This is a genomic window from Streptococcus plurextorum DSM 22810, assembly GCF_000423745.1.
GTDB lineage: Bacteria > Bacillota > Bacilli > Lactobacillales > Streptococcaceae > Streptococcus > Streptococcus plurextorum.
This window is the reverse complement of sequence record NZ_AUIO01000001.1, coordinates 1-21796: the sequence shown is the minus strand read 5'-3', so window position 1 is coordinate 21796 and position 21796 is coordinate 1. Positions and strand designations below refer to the sequence as shown.

Annotated in this window: 21 protein-coding genes; 20 read left to right on the top strand and 1 reads right to left on the bottom strand. The window is 39.0% G+C overall.

All coding sequences use genetic code 11. From position 1 onward, the window contains the following. Positions 1 to 4 precede the first annotated feature (4 nt). The 3 genes from G575_RS0100105 to nox all read left to right on the top strand — a co-directional run bounded on the left by G575_RS0100105 (position 5) and on the right by nox (position 3597). Positions 5 to 1066 (top strand): ABC transporter permease, encoded by a 1062-nt coding sequence (locus G575_RS0100105; RefSeq protein WP_027970900.1) that lies wholly within the window; start codon positions 5 to 7, stop codon positions 1064 to 1066. 1 nt (position 1067) lies between these two features. Next, positions 1068 to 2012: an ABC transporter permease gene (locus G575_RS0100100; RefSeq protein ID WP_027970899.1), complete on the top strand. Its 945-nt coding sequence runs from the start codon at positions 1068 to 1070 to the stop codon at positions 2010 to 2012. A gap of 217 nt (positions 2013 to 2229) precedes the next feature. Continuing rightward, positions 2230 to 3597, top strand: a complete 1368-nt coding sequence (gene nox / locus G575_RS0100095) for a H2O-forming NADH oxidase (RefSeq protein ID WP_027970898.1) — start codon at positions 2230 to 2232, stop codon at positions 3595 to 3597. Between the two features lie 99 nt (positions 3598 to 3696). On the opposite strand, the gene G575_RS0100090 is transcribed toward nox, so the two are convergent. Continuing rightward, positions 3697 to 4680 (bottom strand): L-lactate dehydrogenase, encoded by a 984-nt coding sequence (locus tag G575_RS0100090; protein ID WP_027970897.1) that lies wholly within the window; start codon positions 4678 to 4680, stop codon positions 3697 to 3699. Positions 4681 to 4876: 196 nt separating this feature from the next. Here G575_RS0100090 and gyrA point away from each other — a divergent pair, with 196 nt between their 5' ends. The 17 genes from gyrA to G575_RS0100010 all read left to right on the top strand — a co-directional run bounded on the left by gyrA (position 4877) and on the right by G575_RS0100010 (position 21646). Further along, entirely contained in the window at positions 4877 to 7330 is a 2454-nt protein-coding gene (gyrA, locus tag G575_RS0100085) for a DNA gyrase subunit A (protein WP_027970896.1), read from the top strand. Then, entirely contained in the window at positions 7317 to 8045 is a 729-nt protein-coding gene (locus tag G575_RS0100080) for a class A sortase (protein ID WP_027970895.1), read from the top strand. The genes gyrA and G575_RS0100080 overlap by 14 nt, the downstream gene beginning before the upstream one ends. Before the next feature lie 476 nt (positions 8046 to 8521). Beyond that, positions 8522 to 8830 (top strand): TIGR04197 family type VII secretion effector, encoded by a 309-nt coding sequence (locus G575_RS0100075; protein WP_027970894.1) that lies wholly within the window; start codon positions 8522 to 8524, stop codon positions 8828 to 8830. Next, on the top strand, positions 8823 to 9167 hold the full coding sequence (locus tag G575_RS0100070) for a DUF3958 family protein (protein WP_027970893.1): 345 nt from the start codon (positions 8823 to 8825) through the stop codon (positions 9165 to 9167). Before G575_RS0100075 ends, G575_RS0100070 begins: the two co-directional genes overlap by 8 nt. Then, complete coding sequence (locus G575_RS11605) at positions 9157 to 10716, top strand: LXG domain-containing protein (protein ID WP_051176855.1); 1560 nt, start codon at positions 9157 to 9159, stop codon at positions 10714 to 10716. The genes G575_RS0100070 and G575_RS11605 overlap by 11 nt, the downstream gene beginning before the upstream one ends. After that, on the top strand, positions 10710 to 11393 hold the full coding sequence (locus G575_RS0100060) for a hypothetical protein (RefSeq protein ID WP_027970892.1): 684 nt from the start codon (positions 10710 to 10712) through the stop codon (positions 11391 to 11393). The genes G575_RS11605 and G575_RS0100060 overlap by 7 nt, the downstream gene beginning before the upstream one ends. 9 nt (positions 11394 to 11402) lie before the next feature. Then, a complete protein-coding gene (locus G575_RS0100055; RefSeq protein WP_027970891.1) occupies positions 11403 to 11714 on the top strand; it encodes a DUF4176 domain-containing protein in 312 nt (103 codons plus the stop codon). Positions 11715 to 11966: 252 nt separating this feature from the next. Then, a complete protein-coding gene (locus tag G575_RS11770; RefSeq protein ID WP_083958793.1) occupies positions 11967 to 12167 on the top strand; it encodes a TIGR04197 family type VII secretion effector in 201 nt (66 codons plus the stop codon). Beyond that, positions 12160 to 12504 (top strand): DUF3958 family protein, encoded by a 345-nt coding sequence (locus G575_RS0100050; RefSeq protein WP_027970890.1) that lies wholly within the window; start codon positions 12160 to 12162, stop codon positions 12502 to 12504. Before G575_RS11770 ends, G575_RS0100050 begins: the two co-directional genes overlap by 8 nt. Continuing rightward, complete coding sequence (locus G575_RS0100045) at positions 12494 to 13912, top strand: glycine zipper domain-containing protein (RefSeq protein WP_027970889.1); 1419 nt, start codon at positions 12494 to 12496, stop codon at positions 13910 to 13912. Before G575_RS0100050 ends, G575_RS0100045 begins: the two co-directional genes overlap by 11 nt. Further along, positions 13894 to 14592, top strand: coding sequence for a hypothetical protein (locus tag G575_RS0100040; protein WP_027970888.1), 699 nt, complete (start codon positions 13894 to 13896; stop codon positions 14590 to 14592). The genes G575_RS0100045 and G575_RS0100040 overlap by 19 nt, the downstream gene beginning before the upstream one ends. Then, positions 14585 to 14890 carry a DUF4176 domain-containing protein gene (locus tag G575_RS0100035; protein ID WP_037622378.1) on the top strand — a complete coding sequence of 102 codons (306 nt, stop codon included), beginning with the start codon at positions 14585 to 14587 and terminating at the stop codon, positions 14888 to 14890. Before G575_RS0100040 ends, G575_RS0100035 begins: the two co-directional genes overlap by 8 nt. Before the next feature lie 231 nt (positions 14891 to 15121). Beyond that, positions 15122 to 16486, top strand: a complete 1365-nt coding sequence (locus tag G575_RS11600) for a hypothetical protein (RefSeq protein ID WP_051176854.1) — start codon at positions 15122 to 15124, stop codon at positions 16484 to 16486. A 28-nt stretch (positions 16487 to 16514) separates the two neighbouring features. Beyond that, positions 16515 to 17234 (top strand): DUF6572 domain-containing protein, encoded by a 720-nt coding sequence (locus G575_RS12405; protein ID WP_245562357.1) that lies wholly within the window; start codon positions 16515 to 16517, stop codon positions 17232 to 17234. A 281-nt stretch (positions 17235 to 17515) separates the two neighbouring features. Beyond that, positions 17516 to 17812, top strand: a complete 297-nt coding sequence (locus G575_RS0100020; protein ID WP_027970886.1) for a WXG100 family type VII secretion target — start codon at positions 17516 to 17518, stop codon at positions 17810 to 17812. Positions 17813 to 17872: 60 nt separating this feature from the next. After that, on the top strand, positions 17873 to 21172 hold the full coding sequence (gene esaA / locus G575_RS0100015) for a type VII secretion protein EsaA (RefSeq protein ID WP_027970885.1): 3300 nt from the start codon (positions 17873 to 17875) through the stop codon (positions 21170 to 21172). A 33-nt stretch (positions 21173 to 21205) separates the two neighbouring features. After that, positions 21206 to 21646: a type VII secretion EssA family protein gene (locus tag G575_RS0100010; protein ID WP_169365879.1), complete on the top strand. Its 441-nt coding sequence runs from the start codon at positions 21206 to 21208 to the stop codon at positions 21644 to 21646. Positions 21647 to 21796: the final 150 nt, after the last annotated feature.

The window sequence follows — 21796 nt, the reverse complement described above, 5'->3', positions numbered from 1 at the left end:
TGACATGTTAAAAAAATATGAAAGTATTTTGATTCCCTTGATGGCAGTCTTTTCTGGCTTGCTTCTGGGGGCTGTTATCATGCTCATTTTTGGATATGATCCACTGGCTGGCTACCAAGCACTCTTTGGAACAGCCTTCGGTTCAGTAAAAAATGTCGGTGAGATTTTTCGTGCTGTTGCCCCATTGATTTTTACAGCACTTGGTTTTGCTGTGGCAAGTAAGGCTGGATTTTTCAATATCGGTCTTTCAGGACAAGCCTTTGTTGGATGGGTCTTTGCAGGGTGGTTCGCTCTTGAAAACCCAGATCTTCCACGCCCCATTCTTTTGATTGCAACGATTCTGATTGCTATGATTGCTGGGGGAATTGCTGGCGCGATTCCGGGGATTTTACGAGCTTATTTAGGGACCAGTGAAGTTATCGTGACAATCATGATGAACTATATCCTGCTCTATTTTTCAAACTATCTTATCCGAAATGTATTTGCAGCAGATTTGATGAAAAATGCAGATTCTACCATATACGTTTCAGAAAACGCATCCTATCGAACAGAGTGGCTGAGAGTTTTGACTGAAAACTCTCGGATGAACTTAGGTATCTTTTTTGCCATTATTGCTGTAGTGGTTATCTGGTTCTTGTTTGCTAAAACAACCCTTGGTTTTGAAATTCGTGCAGCAGGTCTTAATCCAAATGCTGCTGATTACGCTGGAATGAGCACTAAACGCACAATTGTGATGTCAATGGTGATTTCTGGTGCCCTTGCTGGTCTAGGTGGAGCAGTACAAGGAATTGGAACATTCCAAAATGTCTACGTTCAAGCATCGAGTATGGATATTGGTTTCAATGGAATGTCAGTAGCTCTTCTAGCATCTAATTCACCATTAGGTATTCCATTTGCGGCCTTCTTGTTCGGTACAATGTCTGTCGGTACGCCAGGAATGCAACGTGCACAGGTTCCACCAGAATTGATTAACGTTGTGACTGCTTCGATTATTTTCTTTATTGGAGTTAAGTTCGTCTTCGAACAAGTCTTGAAATCAAAACGTTTTGCGAAAGGAGACCAATAATATGGATTTTAATTATATTATTTCGCAGATGTTGGTTTACTCGGCGCCGCTTATTTTTACCAGTCTTGGTGGAGTTTTCTCTGAAAGAGCAGGTATTGTTAACGTAGGACTAGAGGGAACCATGGTTATCGGAGCCTTTGCAGGCGTTCTCTTTAATATCGAATTTGCTAATCAATTTGGAGCAGCGACCCCTTTGTTAGCAGCTCTGGTCGGTGGAGTAGTGGGGATTCTGTTTTCACTGATTCATGCGACAGCAACCATTATTTTTAGAGCTGACCACATTGTTTCAGGTACTGTTCTTAATTTGATGGCTCCTGCTTTAACCGTTTTCTTAGTCAAAGTGATTTATGGAAAAGGTCAGACAGATGGTATTCCAAAAACTTTTGGATTCTTCTCCTTCCCTCTGTTAGAAGATATTCCCGTTATTGGAGACATCTTCTTCAAAAATACCAGTTTGATGGGATATGTGGCCATTCTTACAGCATTTGTTGCATGGTTTATCCTATATAAAACACGTTTTGGCTTACGTTTACGCTCAGTTGGTGAGCATCCTCAAGCCGCTGACACGCTAGGTATCAATGTTTATCGCATGCGTTATGCTGGTGTTATGATTGCAGGTTTTCTTGGTGGTATCGGTGGTGCAGTCAATGCACAGTCTGTAAATATCAACTTCTCAGCAACCACTATTGTAGGATCTGGTTTCATTGCCCTTGCGGCAGTTATATTTGGGAAATGGAATCCTCTAGGCGCAATGCTTGCTAGTTTGTTCTTTGGATTTTCGCAAATCCTTCCAATTATTGCAAAGAACATTCCAGCCTTGCAACACGTTCCGGAAGAATTTTTCCTCATGGCACCTTATGTGATTACAGTAGTGACTCTTGCCGCTTTCTTTGGTAAGGCTGTTGCTCCAAAAGCAGACGGTGTTAACTACATCAAGTCTAAATAATTGTCAAAAACCGTTAGAATGCTCCAGCGGTTTTCTGGTAATTTTCATGAAAATTGTTATAAAACAGCTTGCAGAATCCTTAAATGAAAAATTTCAAGAAAACTGTCACAACGGGAATGGAAAGGTTTTCAAAAAATAAGCAAAATAGTGGAAGATAGGTCTCTGCTGTGCTATAATAGCAGAGTAAACTATTATTTATTTTGAAAGAGGATTTTTTATGTCAAAAATCGTTGTTATTGGTGCAAACCACGCAGGTACTGCAGCTATCAAAACTATGTTGAGCACATATGGTGATGCCAATGAAGTTGTTGTCTTCGACCAAAACTCAAACATTTCATTCTTAGGCTGTGGTATGGCGCTTTGGATTGGTGAGCAAATCTCAGGTCCAGAAGGCTTGTTCTACTCTGATAAAGAGCAGTTGGAAAGCATGGGAGCTAAAGTGTATATGGAAGCTCCAGTCTTGTCTGTTGATTACGATGCTAAAACGGTAACAGCACTAGTTAACGGTCAAGAGCATGTTGAAAGCTATGACAAACTGCTTTTTGCAACAGGTTCTCAACCAATTTTACCACCAATCAAAGGTGCTGAAATCAAAGAAGGGTCATTGGAATTTGAAGCAACTCTTGAAAACCTTCAATTTGTAAAACTTTACCAAAACTCAGCTGATGTTATTGAAAAATTGAAAAACAAAGACATCAACCGTGTTGCAGTAGTAGGAGCAGGTTATATCGGTGTTGAGCTTGCTGAAGCTTTCCAACGTAAAGGTAAAGAAGTTGTTCTTATCGATGTTGTTGATACTTGCTTGGCAGGTTACTACGATAGAGATTTGACCGACCTTATGTCAAAAAATCTTGAAGACAACGGTATTAAGCTTGCATTTGGTGAAACCGTTAAAGAAGTTGCTGGTAACGGCAAAGTTGAGAAAATCATCACTGATAAGAACGAGTACGATGTTGATATGGTCATCCTTGCAGTAGGTTTCCGTCCAAATACAGCTCTTGCTAATGGTCAAATCGAACTCTTCCGCAATGGTGCCTTCCTTGTTAACAAGCGCCAGCAAACATCAAATCCAGATGTTTACGCTATCGGTGACTGTGCGACAATCTATGATAATGCAACTCGCGACACAAGTTATATCGCGCTTGCTTCAAACGCAGTACGTACTGGTATCGTAGCCGCTCATAACATCTGTGGTACTGACCTTGAAGGTATCGGTGTTCAAGGGTCTAACGGTATTTCAATCTATGGACTTCACATGGTGTCAACTGGTTTGACACTTGAAAAAGCCAACCGTCTTGGATTCAATGCTGCAGTGACAGAGTACACTGATAACCAAAAACCAGAGTTTATCGAGCACGGTAACTTCCCAGTAACCATTAAAATCGTTTACGATAAAGATTCACGTCGTATCCTTGGTGCACAAATGGTGGCTCGTGAAGATATCTCAATGGGTATCCACATGTTCTCACTTGCGATTCAAGAAGGTGTGACCATTGAGAAACTTGCTTTGACAGATATCTTCTTCTTGCCACACTTTAATAAGCCATACAACTACATTACAATGGCTGCTCTTGGAGCAAAATAACAGAAGACAAAACGCCAAATCGATATTGATTTGGCGTTTTAATATCCTCTTGCTAGTCAAATCAAAAAAGAGATTTCATTTGAAATCTCTTTTATAGTATTAGTTTTTGCAAGCTGAAGCAAATTCTTCTTTAGCGAATGCTTCTTGAATGATTGCTTTTAATTCGTTAGCAGAAGCTTGCATTTTTTGTAATTCTGAATCGCTGAGTGGGATATTAACCGGGCGAACGATACCGTGTGCTCCGATGATAGCTGGTTGACCGATAAAGACATCATCAACATCTTGGTATTGACCAGCTTGGAAAACAGAAAGTGGAAGTACTGCATTTTCATCATCAAAGATCGCTTTGGTGATACGAGCAAGAGCTACGGCGATACCATAGTAAGTTGCACCTTTTTTGTTAATGATAGAATAAGCGGCATCACGAACAGAGATGAAGAGATCAACAAGACCTTGCTCATCGATGTCGCGGTTAGCTTGAAGCCAATCATAAAGTTTTACACCCGCAACGTTAGCGTGTGACCAAACGGCAAACTCTGAATCACCATGCTCACCCATGATGTAAGCGTGAACGGAACGTGCATCAATACCGATTTTCTCAGCCAAAGCTTGACGGAAACGAGCAGAATCAAGAGAAGTACCTGAACCGATAACGCGCTCTTTAGGGAAACCTGAGAATTTCCAAGTTGAGTAAGTCAAGACGTCAACTGGGTTTGCTGCAACAAGGAAGATACCGTTAAATCCTGAAGCAACGATTTGAGTAACAACCTCTTTGTTGATGCGGAGGTTTTTCTCCACAAGGTCAAGACGTGTTTCACCTGGTTTTTGAGGTGCACCAGCTGTTAGGACAACTAGGTCAGCATCGTGGCAGTCTGAGTATTCTGCAGCATAAATCTTTTTAGGTGACGTAAATGCCAAAGCGTGTGAAAGATCTTCTGCATCACCTTGTGTTTTTTCTTTGAAAATATCGATAATACCTAATTCTTGGCCGATATTCTGAGTTACCAAGGCAAAAGCATAAGATGATCCTACGGCACCATCACCGACAAGGATAACTTTTTTGTGTTGTTTAGTTGTAGTCATGTGAAACATCTCCTTATAAATTTGTGGAACACAGCGATTCCATTCCTTGACTATTTTACCATGTTATGAGGGGTTTGTCACGGAAGAATCATCAAAATTGAAAATTGCTTACAGAAAACGCTACCAACTAAGCGTTTTAAGCTTTTTTATGATATAATAGAATAGACTTTTGAAAAGAAAAGAGGCATTTGTTAGAATGCAAGATAAACATTTAGTTGACGTTAACCTTGCCACGGAAATGAAGACATCCTTCATCGATTATGCCATGTCGGTTATCGTTTCACGCGCACTTCCTGACGTTCGTGACGGCCTTAAGCCTGTGCATCGTCGTATTCTTTATGGAATGAATGAACTGGGAGTAACACCAGATAAACCTCATAAGAAATCCGCTCGTATCACGGGTGATGTCATGGGTAAATACCATCCGCACGGAGATAGCTCCATTTACGAGGCCATGGTGCGTATGGCTCAGTGGTGGTCTTATCGTCACATGCTAGTTGATGGTCACGGAAACTTTGGTTCCATGGACGGAGACGGTGCAGCGGCTCAGCGTTATACCGAAGCTCGTATGAGTAAAATTGCTTTGGAAATGCTGCGCGATATCAACAAAAATACCGTAGACTTCAGAGACAACTATGATGGTTCTGAACGAGAGCCTTTGGTTTTACCAGCACGCTTTCCTAACCTCTTGGTCAACGGTGCGACAGGTATTGCGGTAGGGATGGCAACCAATATTCCACCTCATAACTTGGGAGAGTCTATCGATGCTGTCAAACTTGTTATGGATAATCCAGAGGTGACAACTCGAGACTTGATGGAAGTTATTCCTGGACCTGATTTCCCTACGGGAGCTTTGGTTATGGGGAAATCTGGTATTCACCGTGCTTATGAGACTGGAAAAGGCTCTATTGTCCTACGTTCTCGTACAGAAATTGAGACCACAAGCAATGGGCGTGAACGTATTGTCGTCACTGAGTTTCCTTATGGTGTCAATAAGACTAAGGTGCATGAACACATTGTTCGTTTAGCCCAAGAAAAGCGTATTGAAGGCATTACAGCTGTCCGTGATGAGTCTAGTCGTGAGGGCGTTCGCTTTGTCATTGAGGTTCGTCGAGATGCATCTGCTAATGTGATTCTTAACAACCTCTTTAAGCTAACTCAATTACAGACAAACTTTAGCTTCAATATGTTGGCGATTGAAAAGGGAATCCCTAAGATTCTCTCCTTAAAGCAGATTATCACCAACTACATCGAGCACCAAAAAGAGGTCATCGTTCGCCGGACACGCTTTGATAAAGAAAAAGCAGAAGCACGTGCGCATATTTTAGAAGGGTTACTGATTGCCCTTGATCACTTAGATGAGGTTATTGCCATTATTCGTGGTAGCCAGACAGATGCCGAAGCACAAGCGGAATTGATGAGTCGCTTTGATTTGTCCGATCGTCAAAGTCAAGCCATTCTCGATATGCGCCTCAGACGTTTGACCGGTTTGGAAAGAGATAAAATTCAGTCAGAGTACAATGATTTAATCGCATTAATTGCTGATTTGGCTGATATTTTAGCAAAACCTGAACGTGTTGTCCTTATCATCAAAGAAGAATTAGATGAGATTAAACGTAAATACGCTGATAATCGTCGCACGGAGCTCATTGTGGGTGAAGTATTGACGTTAGAAGATGAGGATTTGATTGAAGAAGAAGATGTTTTAATTACCCTTTCTAACAAAGGTTATATCAAACGTCTAGCCCAAGATGAGTTCCGTTCGCAGAAGCGTGGCGGAAGAGGAGTTCAAGGGACTGGAGTTAACGATGATGATTTTGTTAAAGATTTGGTGTCAACTTCAACCCACGATAACCTTCTCTTCTTTACAAATCTAGGCCGTGTTTACCGTCTCAAAGCTTATGAAATTCCTGAATATGGGCGTACAGCTAAGGGCTTACCAATTATCAACCTCTTAAAACTAGAAGAGGGTGAGCATATTCAAACGGTTATCAACTTGCGTCTGGAAGATGCAGAGGATAAACATTTCTTCTTCACAACGCGTCAAGGTGTGGTTAAACGCACCAATGTGACAGAATTTGCCAATATCCGTCAAAATGGTCTGAAGGCACTTAATTTACGTGAAGATGATCAGCTAATCAATGTTCTTTTGACCAATGGATCAGACGATATTATCATCGGTACGAAGACAGGTTATTCTGTGCGCTTCCGTGAAGATAGCATTCGTAGCATGAGTCGCGTGGCAACAGGGGTAAAAGGAATCACTCTTCGTGATGAAGATTTGGTCGTGGGAGCGTCAGCTATTTCTCAAGATCAAGAGGTACTAGTCATTACTGAAAAAGGTTATGGTAAGCGTACAAGCGCCACTGAGTACCCAACCAAAGGTCGTGGGGGTAAAGGGATCAAAACAGCCAATATTACGGATAAAAATGGGCCGCTAGCTGGATTGTTGACCATCTCAGGTGATGAAGATATTATGATTATTACTGATACAGGCGTGATCATTAGGACTAGCGTTGCCAATATTTCACAAACCGGCCGCTCTACACAAGGGGTTAAGGTTATGAAACTAGCTGACGAAGCTAAAATCATGACATTTGCCTTAGTAAAGGCTGAAGAAACTGAAGAGGTAAACCATGAAGAAGAATAAAATAAAAGGATTTTTCCGATCAGCGCTTATTTTCCTTTTAGTTGTCATTGGTATTGCCTTAATATTTAATAAGACGATTAGAAACACCTTGATTGCTTGGAATACAAATAAATATCAAGTTGCTCAAGTGTCAAAAGAAGCCATTGATAAAAACAAGACAGCAGAGACGACCTTTGATTTTGAATCCGTTCAATCCATTTCTACAGAGTCTATCTTAGCTGCTCAGATGAATGCGCAAGACTTGCCTGTTATTGGTGGTATTGCAATTCCGGATTTAAAAATCAATCTACCGATTTTTAAAGGACTCGGAAATACCGAACTTTCTTATGGTGCAGGTACCATGAAAGAAAGTCAAGTCATGGGCAAAGGAAACTATACTCTAGCGAGTCACCATGTCTTTGGAATCACTGGATCTTCGCAAATGCTTTTCTCTCCATTGGAAAATGCTAAAAACGGAATGAAGATTTACCTGACGGATAAGGAAAAAATCTATACCTATAGCATTACGAGTGTTGAGGTGGTGGATCCGACAGCCGTTTATGTTCTCAATGATCAAGAAGGCGTTAATGAAATCACCTTAGTCACTTGTACGGATGCAGAGGCCACACAGCGTACCATTGTCAAAGGTACTTTTGAAGGGGAAGTATTATTTGATGAAGCTGATGCAACAGTTCTAAAAGCTTTTGAAATGCAGTACAACCAAATGGTTTGGTAACTAGATGGTCAATGCACTTCCTACTATCAAGATTATTGACAAAAAAGCTAAAAATCAAAAATGATTTTTAGCTTTTTTTAATTCTGTAAATCAATAATAGAACCTGTGCGCATTCGATAGAAGCTTAATGGATAAATACACCTCATATCAATTTTAATGGGGCGTTTGTAATCACCTTCCATACCTAAAACTAAGGGACAAATCGAGATTATGCTATTAAAACTAGGGTTAATCATGATGCACCATTTAACTGATTATTATATTTGTTATTCGCCTTTCACATTATGACGAGCAAAAGTCTCCTATTACAAATGAACCACTCTATTCTAAAAAAACAAGAAACTGTAGGATATATTATAATCCCTAAGAAGCCACTATTTCTTTTGTTGCTAATCACTTGTTAGAGATGATTAGGTCTGAATTTTTTAACTTTTTTGTGTTATAATATTGATAGTAAATCTTAAGGGGGATAGGAAATGGGTGAGTTAAAGAATAATACAACTTTAGCTGTAGAGCGTGCAACAGCTTTGGCAAGGGCCATAGAGAGTCTGTCTAATAGTGGGCAAATCAGTAAGGATAGTCAATCGACCATTTCGGGAAATAGTAAGGCCCATGATGCGATTGATTTAGCACAAAGGACTGCCATTCAAATGAACACAGTTGTTTCGGCTATGTCACAAAATATCAACCATCTGTCATCGGCTTTTCATGCCATGGATCAGAGAGTGGCTGCTCAATTGTCGCGTTTAGAGGATGCGAGTAAGAGGTTTCGGCTAAATGACTAATCAGAACGTTACAAGTTTGGAGCAATCCCTAAAAAGTAAAGAAGAAGGTCTAAGGCATGCGAAAGAACGCCTTCAGGTCATGCAAGATGACTACGAAGAAGTTTCTAGAAAGAGTCAGAGGTTTTTAAGAGAGGTTTCTGAAATGATGATGGGATCTGAGGATAGCTTCTATTTCCAAGATTTAGCAGACCAAGACCAAGAGACCTCGCGCAAGGTTTATCGCTATTTCCAGGAAGCAGAGGAAGAGCTTAATCAGTCAATGAAGCGCTTGGAAGGTGAGAAAGAAAATCTTGCATCGTTAGAACAAAAACAGAAGGAGGACAGTTATGGGCGTTGATATGTATCTAGAGTCGTCTCAGAATCAGGCAAATAGTGCCACTCGAGTCTTGCAGAGGCAGAATGCAGCTTATGCGAACTTGCAAGAAGCACTAAGAGCCTTTGCCTTTAGCAGTGAGGGCTTGTCAGGTATCGCCTATGATTCGGCTAAGGCTTACTGCAGTCAATTGCTCATCCCCTTGACACGGGCTTGTATCTTATTAAACGAAGCTATAGAGACAGCGACTAAGAGCCTACCGAAGACCTATACCATTACGGTAGATAGTGTCAGTCTGAGAGAGGATGATCTGCATCAAAAGATTGCGCAGGCAAATCGTCATATTACATACTATCAAAGGTTGTGCAATCTGGAGTACTACTCAGACCAGCCCAACTATTCCTTTATCAATAGTTTGAACCGTCAGATAGCCATTCAGGAAGAAGTCAGGCGCCAATTGGAGGAGAAGCTTCGAAAACTGCTAGCCTTTCATGCCTCCTCGCCAAATCTCTTCACAACCATTGAAAGCCTCTATCAAGCAGTCAACCAAGGCTTATCACAGGCCAGAACCTCATGGAATGGCGAGACCCAAACCTTTGTGATTCCCTCCCGAGACGACTTGATGTGGGTCAAGCAGGTCAATGAGACCTGGGCTAATCGGAAAACAAGTTTTGAGAATACCAAGAAGATGGAGCGGGATTATCAGGCTGTTATTAGGAAGTTAGAAAATGGAGGGGAATTGACGGAAGAGGATTTGCTTGTGATTAGGGAATATGTACAAGTAAATTCGCAAAATAAATTACCAGCATCACTAAATTCAGCAGTTGAAGATTTTTTACAAAATTTAACCATGATAAAAACCGCAGCTGATTGGAAGCAGGCAAAGCAATTTTTTGAACTTTTTGAGGCGGTTATTAATCCAGCAAGTATATCGATCAATAATATTGAATCTGGAGTAGATTCAAACGACTTATATAGGCTATATAAAGAGTTGAGCTCCATACAGAGGAAGCTTTCGAGTAATCCTGCTAGTTTTGCAAGAGGAACTGTTTTTTCTAGAGGAGGTGCTCAGATTTCAGATTTGAAAATATTTGGAAAAAGTATTTTTGATAATAATTCTACAGTCGGTAAGTTGTATAGTAAGCTTCCCTCTTATCAACATGGGACTATTGCTAGAGATCTAAGCATGATGAAAGAAAATAGAACAGCGTTTTCATCATTGAATAAGGTAGGTAAGGCTTTTAAAGTTGCTGGTTGGATTGGAACAGCCGTTAATGCTGCGGGAGATTTCTCTGATCTCAAAGCCAAAGGATACTCAAATGAACAATCAACAGTTATAACTGCTCGTAAAGTTGCGGTTGATGTAGCTACTTCAAGTGCAGGAGCTACTGTAGGAAAATTAGCTTTTGCATCTATTGGTTTGGCTGTAGGTGGACCAGTTGGGGCCGCAGTGGGTGCTGCTGTAGGTAGCGTAGTAGGTGGATTTATTGGTGGATTCATAGGAAGTGCGATAAATAATCATCTTGATTCAGGAATAAGACCACAAAAGAAAGGATGGAGTTGGCCATGGTAAAGCTATTTTCAAAATTATTAATTTTTGGCGGTGTTCCTATCAGAACAAAATTACCTGAGCAAGGCATTTTTGCGGAGTATGATCTTCTAACAAAGAGTTTAATCTGGAAACAACGAGATGAAGGTGACACGAAACAGACACAAGTTTTTATTAACGTAGTATTGATTATATTTGTTCCATTAGCCGGAGCCCCATTGCTCTTATCTTATATATCTAGGTTATTTGGAGAGTATGGAAGCGAGGCGATTATTCCTATAGAGAGGTTTGGACTTGGGATCGCGGTACTTTTGCCTATCATTGCAATGTTTATCATGAGTGTGGTTTTTGAGTATTTAATGCACTATTTCAAGAAGAATGCTCGCAGAATAGAACCACCTGCTGTTTCCGAACAGATTATTTATTTGGAGGACTTGTATACCTCAACTATTCGCCAAAATGCAGCTTTAGCTCAGTATAAAACTCCCTATGTAGCGATGATCATTAGTATGTCAGGGCTTGTTTTGTTAGATGTAGCTATGTACTGGGTTTATTGGCAGGAATCAACATTAGCCAGTTTTCTATTAAAATTAGTCATTTTAGGAATATTGCTTACTGTGACCTTTCCAATAAATTTTAGATACATCATATTGAGAACAATTATTATTAAGAAATTATTGAAAGAATTATACAAAAGATAAGGAGAAAAAATGCAAGATAGAATTTTACCAATTGGATCAGTGATTACAATAAAAGGTGGCAATATTCCATTGTTAATAGTTAGTCGAGCAGCTTTATTTGAATATAATGGAGAGTTAGGCTATTTTGATTATTCTGCGGTGTTATATCCAGAGGGGATAACTGATGGTAAAGAATTTATATTTTTCAATAGAGAAGATATAGAATCGGTTATATATTTTGGTTATGTTAATTCTGAGGAACAGATTTTTGCGGAAAATTATGATCGGTTAGTTTCAGAGTCAACATATCCTAAACTGCAGAGCGATAAATTTGATATTTAAATTTTATCTTTGATAAAGAATTATTTTTAGAGATTAACATTACAATGTAAATCTCAGTTTTTCTCAATTTTGTGAACAATAGACAGTGATTTAGATATCCTGTAAATGTTGTTAGGAGTGAGAGACAATTCGTTATAAACATATTAAACAATGTTCAGGTATTTTTTTGCTTAAGAAAGAGTAATTGTATAACCTTATGAAATCATCTAGAATTTTCTAGGTGATTTCTTTTTGATATGATAAAATAAACCTATAACCATTTCGGGAAATACTAACGCCCATGATGCGATTGATTTAGCACAAAGAACTGCCATTCAAATGAACACAGTTGTTTCGGCTATGTCACAAAATATCAACCATCTGTCATCGGCTTTTCATGCCATGGATCAGAGAGCGGCTGCTCAATTGTCGCGTTTAGAGGATGCGAGTAAGAGGTTTCGGCTAAATGACTAATCAGAACGTTACAAGTTTGGAGCAATCCCTAAAAAGTAAAGAAGAAGGGTTAAGGCGTGCAAAGGAACGCCTTCAGGTCATGCAAGATGACTACGAAGAAGTTTCTAGAAAGAGTCAGAGGTTTTTAAGGGAGGTTTCTGAAATGATGATGGGATCTGAGGATAGCTTCTATTTCCAAGATTTAGCAGACCAAGACCAAGAGACCTCGCGCAAGGTTCATCGCTATTTCCAGGAAGCAGAAGAAGAGCTCAATCAGTCAATGAAGCGCTTGGAAGGTGAGAAAGAAAATCTTGCATCGTTAAAACAAAAACAGGAGGAGGACAGTTATGGGCGTTGATATGTATCTAGAGTCGTCTCAGAATCAGGCAAATAGTGCCACTCGAGTCTTGCAGAGGCAGAATGCAGCTTATGCGAACTTGCAAGAAGCACTAAGAGCCTTTGCTTTTAGTAGTGAGGGCTTGTCAGGTATCGCCTATGATTCGGCAAAGGCTTATTGTAGTCAATTGCTCATCCCCTTGACACGGGCTTGTATCTTATTAAACGAAGCTATAGACACAGCGACCAAGAGCCTACCGAAGACCTATACCATTACGGTAGATAGTGTCAGCCTGAGAGAGGATGACCTGCATCAAAAGATTGCGCAGGCAAATCGTCATATTACATACTACCAAAGGTTATGCAATCTGGAGTACTACTCAGACCAGCCCAACTATTCCTTTATCAATAGTTTGAACCGTCAGATAGCCATTCAGGAAGAAGTCAGGCGCCAACTGGAGGAGAAGCTTCGAAAACTGCTAGCCTTTCATGCCTCGTCTCCAAATCTTTTTTCGTCTATTGAGAGCCTCTATCAAGCAGTCAATCAAGGCTTATCACAGGCCAGAACCTCCTGGAATGGCGAGACCCAAACCTTTGTGATTCCCTCCCGAGACGATTTGATGTGGGTCAAGCAGGTCAATGAGACCTGGGCTAATCGGAAAACAAGTTTTGAGAAAAGCATTGATGAGATGAGCTTAGCGGAAAACACTAAGCAGATAGATTCGAAGCATATCTATAATAGTATTGAAAGCAGCGCCAAAATAATTAATCCGATACAATTTACGATATTTGGCCATGATGCAAGCATAGAAACCAAAGATATGTATAAAGGCTATAAGGAGTGGATGTCGATTTTAAGGAAGCAAAAAAATAATCCAGTTAGCTTTACAAGGGGAACTGTTTTTTCTCGAGGTGGTGCTCAGATTTCGGATTTAAAAATTTTTGGAAAAAGTATTTTTGATAATAACTCTGCAGTCGGTAAGTTATATAGTAAACTTCCTTCTTACCAACACGGTACTATAGCTAGAGACTTAGGTATGATGAAAGAAAATAGAACAACGTTTTCGTCATTGACTAAGGTAGGTAAGGCTTTTAAAGTTGCTGGTTGGATTGGAACAGCATTGGATGCGGCATCAAATTTTGGCACTCTAGAAGAAAAAGGTTATTCAAATGAACAAGCTGCTGCAATGACTGTTCGAAAGGTATCTGTTGATGTTGTCAGCTCTACAGCTGGATCGGCAGTGGGTAGAGTAGCAGGAGCTGCAATTGGGCAAGCAATACTACCAATCCCTGGTGTAGGAGCAGCTGTAGGTGCTGTCGTAGGTGGAATAGTTGGCGGAGCTATCGGTTCTTGGATAGGATCGGCAATAAACAATAAACTGGATGAAGGAATAAAACCTAGGAAGAAAGGATGGAGTTGGCCGTGGTAGTTCCATTGACAAAATTGATTATACATGTTGATAATGGAGGAGGAACAAATCTAAAAGGAACTGGTTTGGCCGCAGAATATAATATTTTTACTCGTTCTTATACTTGGCGTCAGTTGACAAAGAAACAGGTTGAGGCTGATCAAAAAAGAGTAGGCTCAATACTGAATCTTATTCCTTTTACCTCCCCGTTCTTAATATTAGGAGGTATGAGTTTGTTGAATAGGAGTAGCAATGTAGAGGCGACTCCTTTCGAAAGATTTGGATTCTGGGGATACATTATTCCAATGTTACTTAGTCTTAGCCTATTTATACTGTTTGAACATATTATGATTTTGATGAGAGAGTCTATTCCCATAGTAAAAGAACCTAGCTTGCAGGAACAAATTGATTATTTTACTTCAATAAATAATATTGCATTTAGATACAATGATGTCCTAAAGAGTATTCGTACACCATATCTGGCAAATATCTTAGTTTGTTCTTTCGTTATATTTGTGACTTTACCACTGATTCATTATTTTTATATATCTGAAAGTAATTTTGCAGAATTTGTACTAAAATTGCTAATATATAGTATGATTTTATCATTGATTCCTAATTTTTTTTGGAATATATTTGTTAAAGCTATGGTTATAAGGAAAACAATACAAAAACTAGAAGAGAGAACTGAAAATGAATAATGAAATTTTACCAATTGGAACAGTAGTAATTACAAAATCCGGGAATATCCCATTAATGATTGTTAGTCGTGCGGCGTTATTTGAAGAAAACGGAGAAATCGGGTATTTGGATTACTCTGCTATTCCCTATCCTATGGGAATTACTGACGCAAAAGAATTCGCCTTTTTTAATCATGAAGATATTGAGTCAATCATTTATATTGGATATATTAATTCTGATGAACAGTTATTTTCGAATGATTACAATAAACTAGTTGAAGAATCAGGTTATAAAAAAATAACATTACAGAATAAGTAAATCAAAATGAAATAGAAAGTTATACTTATAATACAAAAAATTCTTATTAAAAAGAGTTGAATTTGCCTAAACACGCTAGTTATGTTTAGGCATTTTTGATATACTTTACTCAGTATTAAGGTGTTAAAGCATTCCCTCTTCACTTCTTTACACAACCAAGGCTTATCACAGGCAAGAACCTCCTGGAATGGCGAGACCCAAACCTTTGTGATTCCCTCCCGAGATGACTTGATGTGGGTCAAGCAGGTCAATGAGACCTGGGCTAATCGGAAAACAAGTTTTGAGAAAAGCATTGATGAGATGAGCTTGGTAGAGCTTGAAAAGCGCTACGGACAAGTCATTCAAAGCGAACAGAATCTCCGTCGTACCGGAAGTAACTGGTCTCTTCCAAGTGGCATGAGCTATGAAGAGTATCGCTATATCATAAAGCGCTATGACCAACTTGTGGCAGCAGGTGATTTATCACTGGCGGGAATGAAAACCTTGGACAAGATGTTTTCAAATCTCCGAGTAGGGGATAAGGTTGAGATAGACGCTTTAAGCCGTCAGGAGCTCATGGAAAAATATAGCTATGTCTGGCATGGAAAACCAAGCATCGACTATGAGTACCTCTTTCTGTCTGATGCCGAAAAAGCCAAAAAAGACTATATCTATTATCGATTTGAAGCGTTAATGGCGGAGGAGCCTATTGACTTTCGTGACCCAGCATTCACTGAAAAATATATTGCCCATATCAATGCGACTGGAAAGAATCCATTTACAGGCGAACCAGTGTCAAGTGATGTCAAATTCATGGCTAAGCACTATAATACAGTGCAAGCCTGGAGCATACTTGGCGCTAGTCTGGCCGGAGGCTACATGGATTACAGTGACCTGACTTCATCTTCAGGTCTAGGAAGCCTTTCTGATGATATGGATGAAATTAGCAAGTCTACCAAGGTTTCCATCCAGACGACCACGTCAGATACTAAAGGCACACGGATTAATGTCATATCGCAAAAGACGGGGAATGTTACTATTAAAGATGGTACAAGTGTTCAAAATACTGGGAAATTTAATCCTTTAGATCAGGAAATTGTAACGTTTACTAATCAGGAGTTCTCCCCTACAGCAAAGGCCCAGTCATGGCAAGGTGATGGTTTATATCCTGGAATTGATAACTATGTGGATGTACGTTTGAATAAGGGAGATAAAATTTATATCTTAGAATCGGACTTTGAAGTGGCAAACAAAATGCAGTCTGGTTATGCGACGACTTGGGAAGCTGTCGAGCAGTCTGGTTATGATTCGAGGAAACTATCTGACAGTCTGCAAATAAAGCCTTATTACAATGAAGATAGTAGTTCAGATATTGCCGAGTATCGTCAACAAGTGATAGAGTATACTGTAACATCTGACGATTTATACGCTGCATTCGGAGAGAAAACCTTAGCGAATCCTCATTTTGGTAAGGGAGGAGCTCCGCAATATTTTGTTAAAGATATTCAAGAACAGATATTGGCTGGGAAATTAAGTAGAGGAGAGTCTATGCCATTAAATAATTTCGAGATTAGTGTAGAGGAATATGATAGAATGGTTAATCAAGTGAAAAAATAGAAAAATAGACTTTGGAGAGGTGAAAATAATGGAATTATATATAGATGGAACTCCTATCTATCTTGGCATGACCTATGAAGATGTGCCTATAAAGAGCAGAGATGGCTTTAGGATTACAAATTTTGAATCAGAAGATATAATCCTATTGAGGACAAAACATCCTGTATTATATAAAAATAGAGATTTTAGGACAAAATTAAAGTTTGTTGAAGGTATATTAGCAAGTGTTACTTTAGATGGTAGACTAGGAAATCCTAACTTTTATGAAGTGCATGAAGAGGATAAGAGATGGCTTCACACTAATTTTGGGAAACCGACAGAAGAGAAGCAGTGGGGAGAGATTTATAATTTTGAAAAATTTCAAATTATTGCTGAGGTTGACCCTCGTGGGATGGATGCACAGATTACATTTAGTCTCAGAGAGGATTCGCCAATTTTTGACACAACCACCATCGACTCTATCGGCATCGTAGACGGTCATCTGGAACTATTACTGGTCGATGGGAACGAATGGCTTCCTGACACTGAACAAGACCACTTGCTCAAACTCCAAGAAAAGTTGAACAACTACATCCACTTTATTGAAAGTAAGCAGTATGTGGAAAGTTACGGGGATGACTTTACAGAAAAAGTTATCAACCTGACTTTTCAGTATGCTCCGTCAGACAATGGCCTTGCTTTCATTGTACAAGTTCAAAAAGTACTACAGCCGACTGATATTCGTTTAAAAGTTGTTGTGCCAGAATAAATTTTTTACTTCCCCAGCTCCTTATAGCTGGGGAAGTTTGGTATAATGATAGCAAGGATTGGTTTCTATATTAAAACCAGCTCTCGCATGGTACAGCACTGTTCCCATAAAACGAAAGAAAAGATGAATCCATCAATAATGCTTTATACATAGTCATTCAATTGTCAAAGTAGCTGTTAGGGATAAAATTAGAGTAAATAGTAAAGTTATTCCATAAAGCACTTGCAAATTGCTGAAAATAGTAGTAGAATAGTTATATCAAAATATAAGGAGACAATGACATGTCAGGACAAATTCGTGTATCCCCAGAAACCCTTCAATCACGTGCTCGTGAGTATGGTAAAGCTTCCAATGATATCAATACAATCTTGAGCAATCTTCAACGTTTGCAAGATACTCTTCGTACAGAGTGGGAAGGTGCGGCATTCCAAGGGTTTGATAATCAATTTAATGAATTGAAACCTAAAGTACAAAACTTTGCGGAATTGATGCAACAAATTAATACACAACTTGATAAGACTGCTCAAGCAATGCAACAAAATGACCAAGATTTGTCTCGCAACTTCGGTCTTCAATAATTGAGAAACTGGTAAGGTTGGGGAGGAGTCCTCAACCTTTTTAATTGTAAGGGAGAAAAAGTGAATAGAAAAGTATTAATAAGTTTAGGTGGATTACTATTGGTTGTAACGGTGCTTTTTTCGTTTTTTGCGATCATAAAACCTACTCCAATAACTCCTACTGCAACACAGACCCCAATTCAATCCGATAGTATTAAGATTGCTGTCGTTAATGAAGATACAGGAATGTTATACAATGGAGAGCAGTACAATATGGCCTCTACATTGTTAGCATCATTTGCCAAAAATAGTAATTATAATATCGAAGTGGTCACAAGAGCTATTGCGGAGCGTGGTATTGAAAATGACACCTATCAGCTGATGATTGTATTGCCAAGTAAATTCTCAGAGGAAACTCTAGCTCTAGAGTCTATAAACCCTGTCAAGGCAAATTTTCAATATCAAATCAAAGCAGATAAACAATTGACTATAAAACAAGCTGAACAGGCTGTCGTTGATTTTAAGAGTTTATTTAACAAGGATTTAATCAACGTATATTTTTCAAGCATTATTGGAAATCTACATACTGCGCAACTACAAGTCTCTGATGTGGTCTCTAAAGAAAGCCAAGTCTTGAATGCTTTCAATACAAGTCTGGCTGACCCCCTTTCTTTGTATTCACAACAGTTTACAGGGATTGGAAGTTCGCCAGATTCGCTTTTGTCTGCTTATTCGGTGTTTAATAAAGACTTGTTAAATAGTAATGAAGCGTTTACGTCTATTATTGATGTCGATAAAACCTACGAAGCGACCATTGAGCAAGTTAAAGGCCAACAAGATGCTTGGCAACAGTCTATAGATAATAGAGAAAAAGCTTTGGCAGACTATGACGATTCTTTATCGAAGATGACCGTTGAAGACCAACTGACTAGATTATCAGAACTCAATACTTACTTGACAAAAGACTTAAGCGAGCCTGTTGTCTGGAAAGAGACTACTGAGAAGGCTGAGGCATATAATGTGGTTATCGAAGCACTTCTTGAAAAATTGAATCAGCTAAATACGGAAATTGATACGACTCTGTCAGATTATGATGTTAAAATAAAAGAAGCAGTAAGTGCCTCTCTTGCGAATAATAGCCAAGCTCTTTCGGGGACCACACAAACACTTGGTAACTACGTGAAAAGTCTAAATGAAAGCATGGCAAGTCAGATTAAACTCAAATGGCCATCTAAATATTTTGAAGATAGTACGATTGATAACTTATCTCTCTCTGCTGAAGATAGGAGACACTTGAAAAATGTCAGCTCCTTCATGGAATGGTACCATAAAGCGAATCATTTAGAATTACCAGAAGCTTCCATATTAACTCTGGAACAAGAACAACTCAATGCTCTAAAAGAGAAGATTAAGGAAGCAATTGAGAAACCTCGCACACTAAAACTCCCTTCCTTTGAAGGTGAATTCGAGTCACTAACTCTTAAAGTTCCAAATGGTGTTACCCTTATTTCAGCGAGTGGATTTACTGTAGGTGCCAAAGATAGAGATGGATATCAGCAGCTCCAACCAAATGCTACTGTATCTTCAGGAACAACTTTAACTTATCAATTAGCCGTAGATAATGATAACGATCTGAGTGTTTTTAGTCCAGTAACGGTTTTAGCAACTATTCACACAAATGAGTCAGTTGAATTTTTGACAGGTGAGACTCCTGAAACAAGCGTTTCCTCCTCTATTTCTGAAAGTTCAAATATGGAGACAACAGCAGTAACTCATCCAACAACTACAGATACTTCAAACACGTCAACAACTACAGATGCTTCAAGTACATCAACTGCTGGAGGCGGAAATACAGGTTCTGTGACAACCGAAGCAGGGACGCTTACAAAAATCATTACTATCACCAATACCATTACAGAAATTCCTAAGACGGATACTAAAGATGTAAAACGTCAATACGAGCATGTGGATGTTATTAGCAATTGGTCTGATATTCCAAGCAACATATCTGGTGCTATTTTCCAAGATGTGGTTGAATATTTGCAATTATCAGGATTGGTAACTGGCTATTACGGACTTGATTTAGCAAAGAAGACCTATTCATCAAGTGCGTTTGTTCCAGCTGATGGCTCACTGATGGCTTTGGCTAATAGTGACGATCTGCGTTCCATTGTTGTCAATCTAATCAAGACGACAACTGTTGATGCTTTAAAATCAGATTTGAAATTTTCAGAGGATGACTTGTTAAGTATTGAAAATCAATTGGCAAATACTAAAGGTTTAGTAGCATCTATTGAAGATCTGAGAAAAACAACAACTGATTTGCAGACACAATTGACACAGCTGTTGACAGAAACAGAAACAATTCATAAAACCCTTCAAGAAAAACCGACCTTCACTGAGTCAGAAAAACGAGATAATACCGATATAGTTACTGTGACTATGGATATGAATGCTGATTTATCTAAATTAGTAGCAGCAAGTCAAACTCTGATGACAAATACTAAGTCTAATCAAGCTGTTTCTGAATCCATTGAAGGAAGTATCAAGAAATTATCTGAAGATGTCGCAACCCTTGAAAAAGATGGCGAATCACTAAGTGCACGGGTGGCTGAACTGAAGGCAATCATGACTGGTCAGTATGGCTCAAATGAAGCTTTTTTACAGAAATTCTCAACAGTTTTAGGTAATACAAAAACAGGTAATGTTAAGAATGAAGCTGTTTATGAATATCTTTCAAACCCTGTTGATGCAACAAAGGTGGGGCAAGTTTTATCTGTCGCTTCTTCAACGCCACAAGAAGCAACTCGTCAAGATGAGCGATCAGGACTTTTAATCATCCTAATCAGTTATCTAACAAGCCTTGTGATTGCATATTTGATGCAACATGCAGATAAAGAAGCTTTGCAAAAACACTTACAGCTGTCTGAACGATTGTCTTGGAGAAACGCCCGTGGTCCAATGATTTACTTAACACTCGTTGCCAGTCTATCAGGTTTGTTAATTGCTTTTGTAGCAGGATTCAAGCTCGCCTTTACAGTAAGTCAATTGACTCCATTTATCCTTTTGGTTATTTTGATGCTATTGACAATGACTTATGGTGTTAACTTATTGATGGAAAAACTCAGAAGCTTAGGATTTTTACTAAGTGTTACCCTGCTGATGCTCTACATCATAACGGCGACACAACTCTTTGATGCTTACTATGTTAATTCGACTCAGTTATTGGCAAATCTATCACCACTAACTTATATGGAGAATGTGATTAGATCTTTTATTAACCAGCAAACAAGCCTTGTTGTACCAATTAGCGTTTTAATTATCATAGTAACTGGTTTGGGTGTTTTAAACAGCTATTTTTACAGACGTATTAAAGAATAAGGACAAAAAATGAAGACAATAAGTAAACTATTTATGTTGATTTTACTTTGTCTAGCGACAGGAACCGTTGTTTATGCAAACGACGGTTCTTTGCGCATAGACACCTCTCTAAATCAGTCAACTGAGAAGACTGATATACAGTATTTTGAGCAAGAAAGTGACCTAGCCAAGCTTTTCAAAGTTGAGACAACAACATTGGTGGAAAAGCTCCAAAAAATATCCCAAGAGAATTATGCTCAGGACAAAACCAGTATTTTTACGGAGACGATTAAGATAGAAAATATTGTTGAAAATTATCAACCGCTGCTATTTACCCCAGAAACTATGGTCAAATCGAAGGATAGCTATGGCGTGTCTCTGAATCAAAAAATAAGTGTGATATCCTGGCAGATGGTACTTTTATTTGCTGGAGGTGTGTGCGTCATGATTTACTCAGTTATTAGTGTGAGAGGGCGCCATACTACAGATAGCTAGATGTTTTAGGAGGCAAACGATGAAATCATGGCAAAAATGGCTGTTAGGCATAGCCATCGCATTTGTGGGAATAATAGGAATAGGAGTGACATATCAGATGAATAGACAGGCACAATTAAAAGAAGAAATGATTAAAATTGTCGAGAGTGA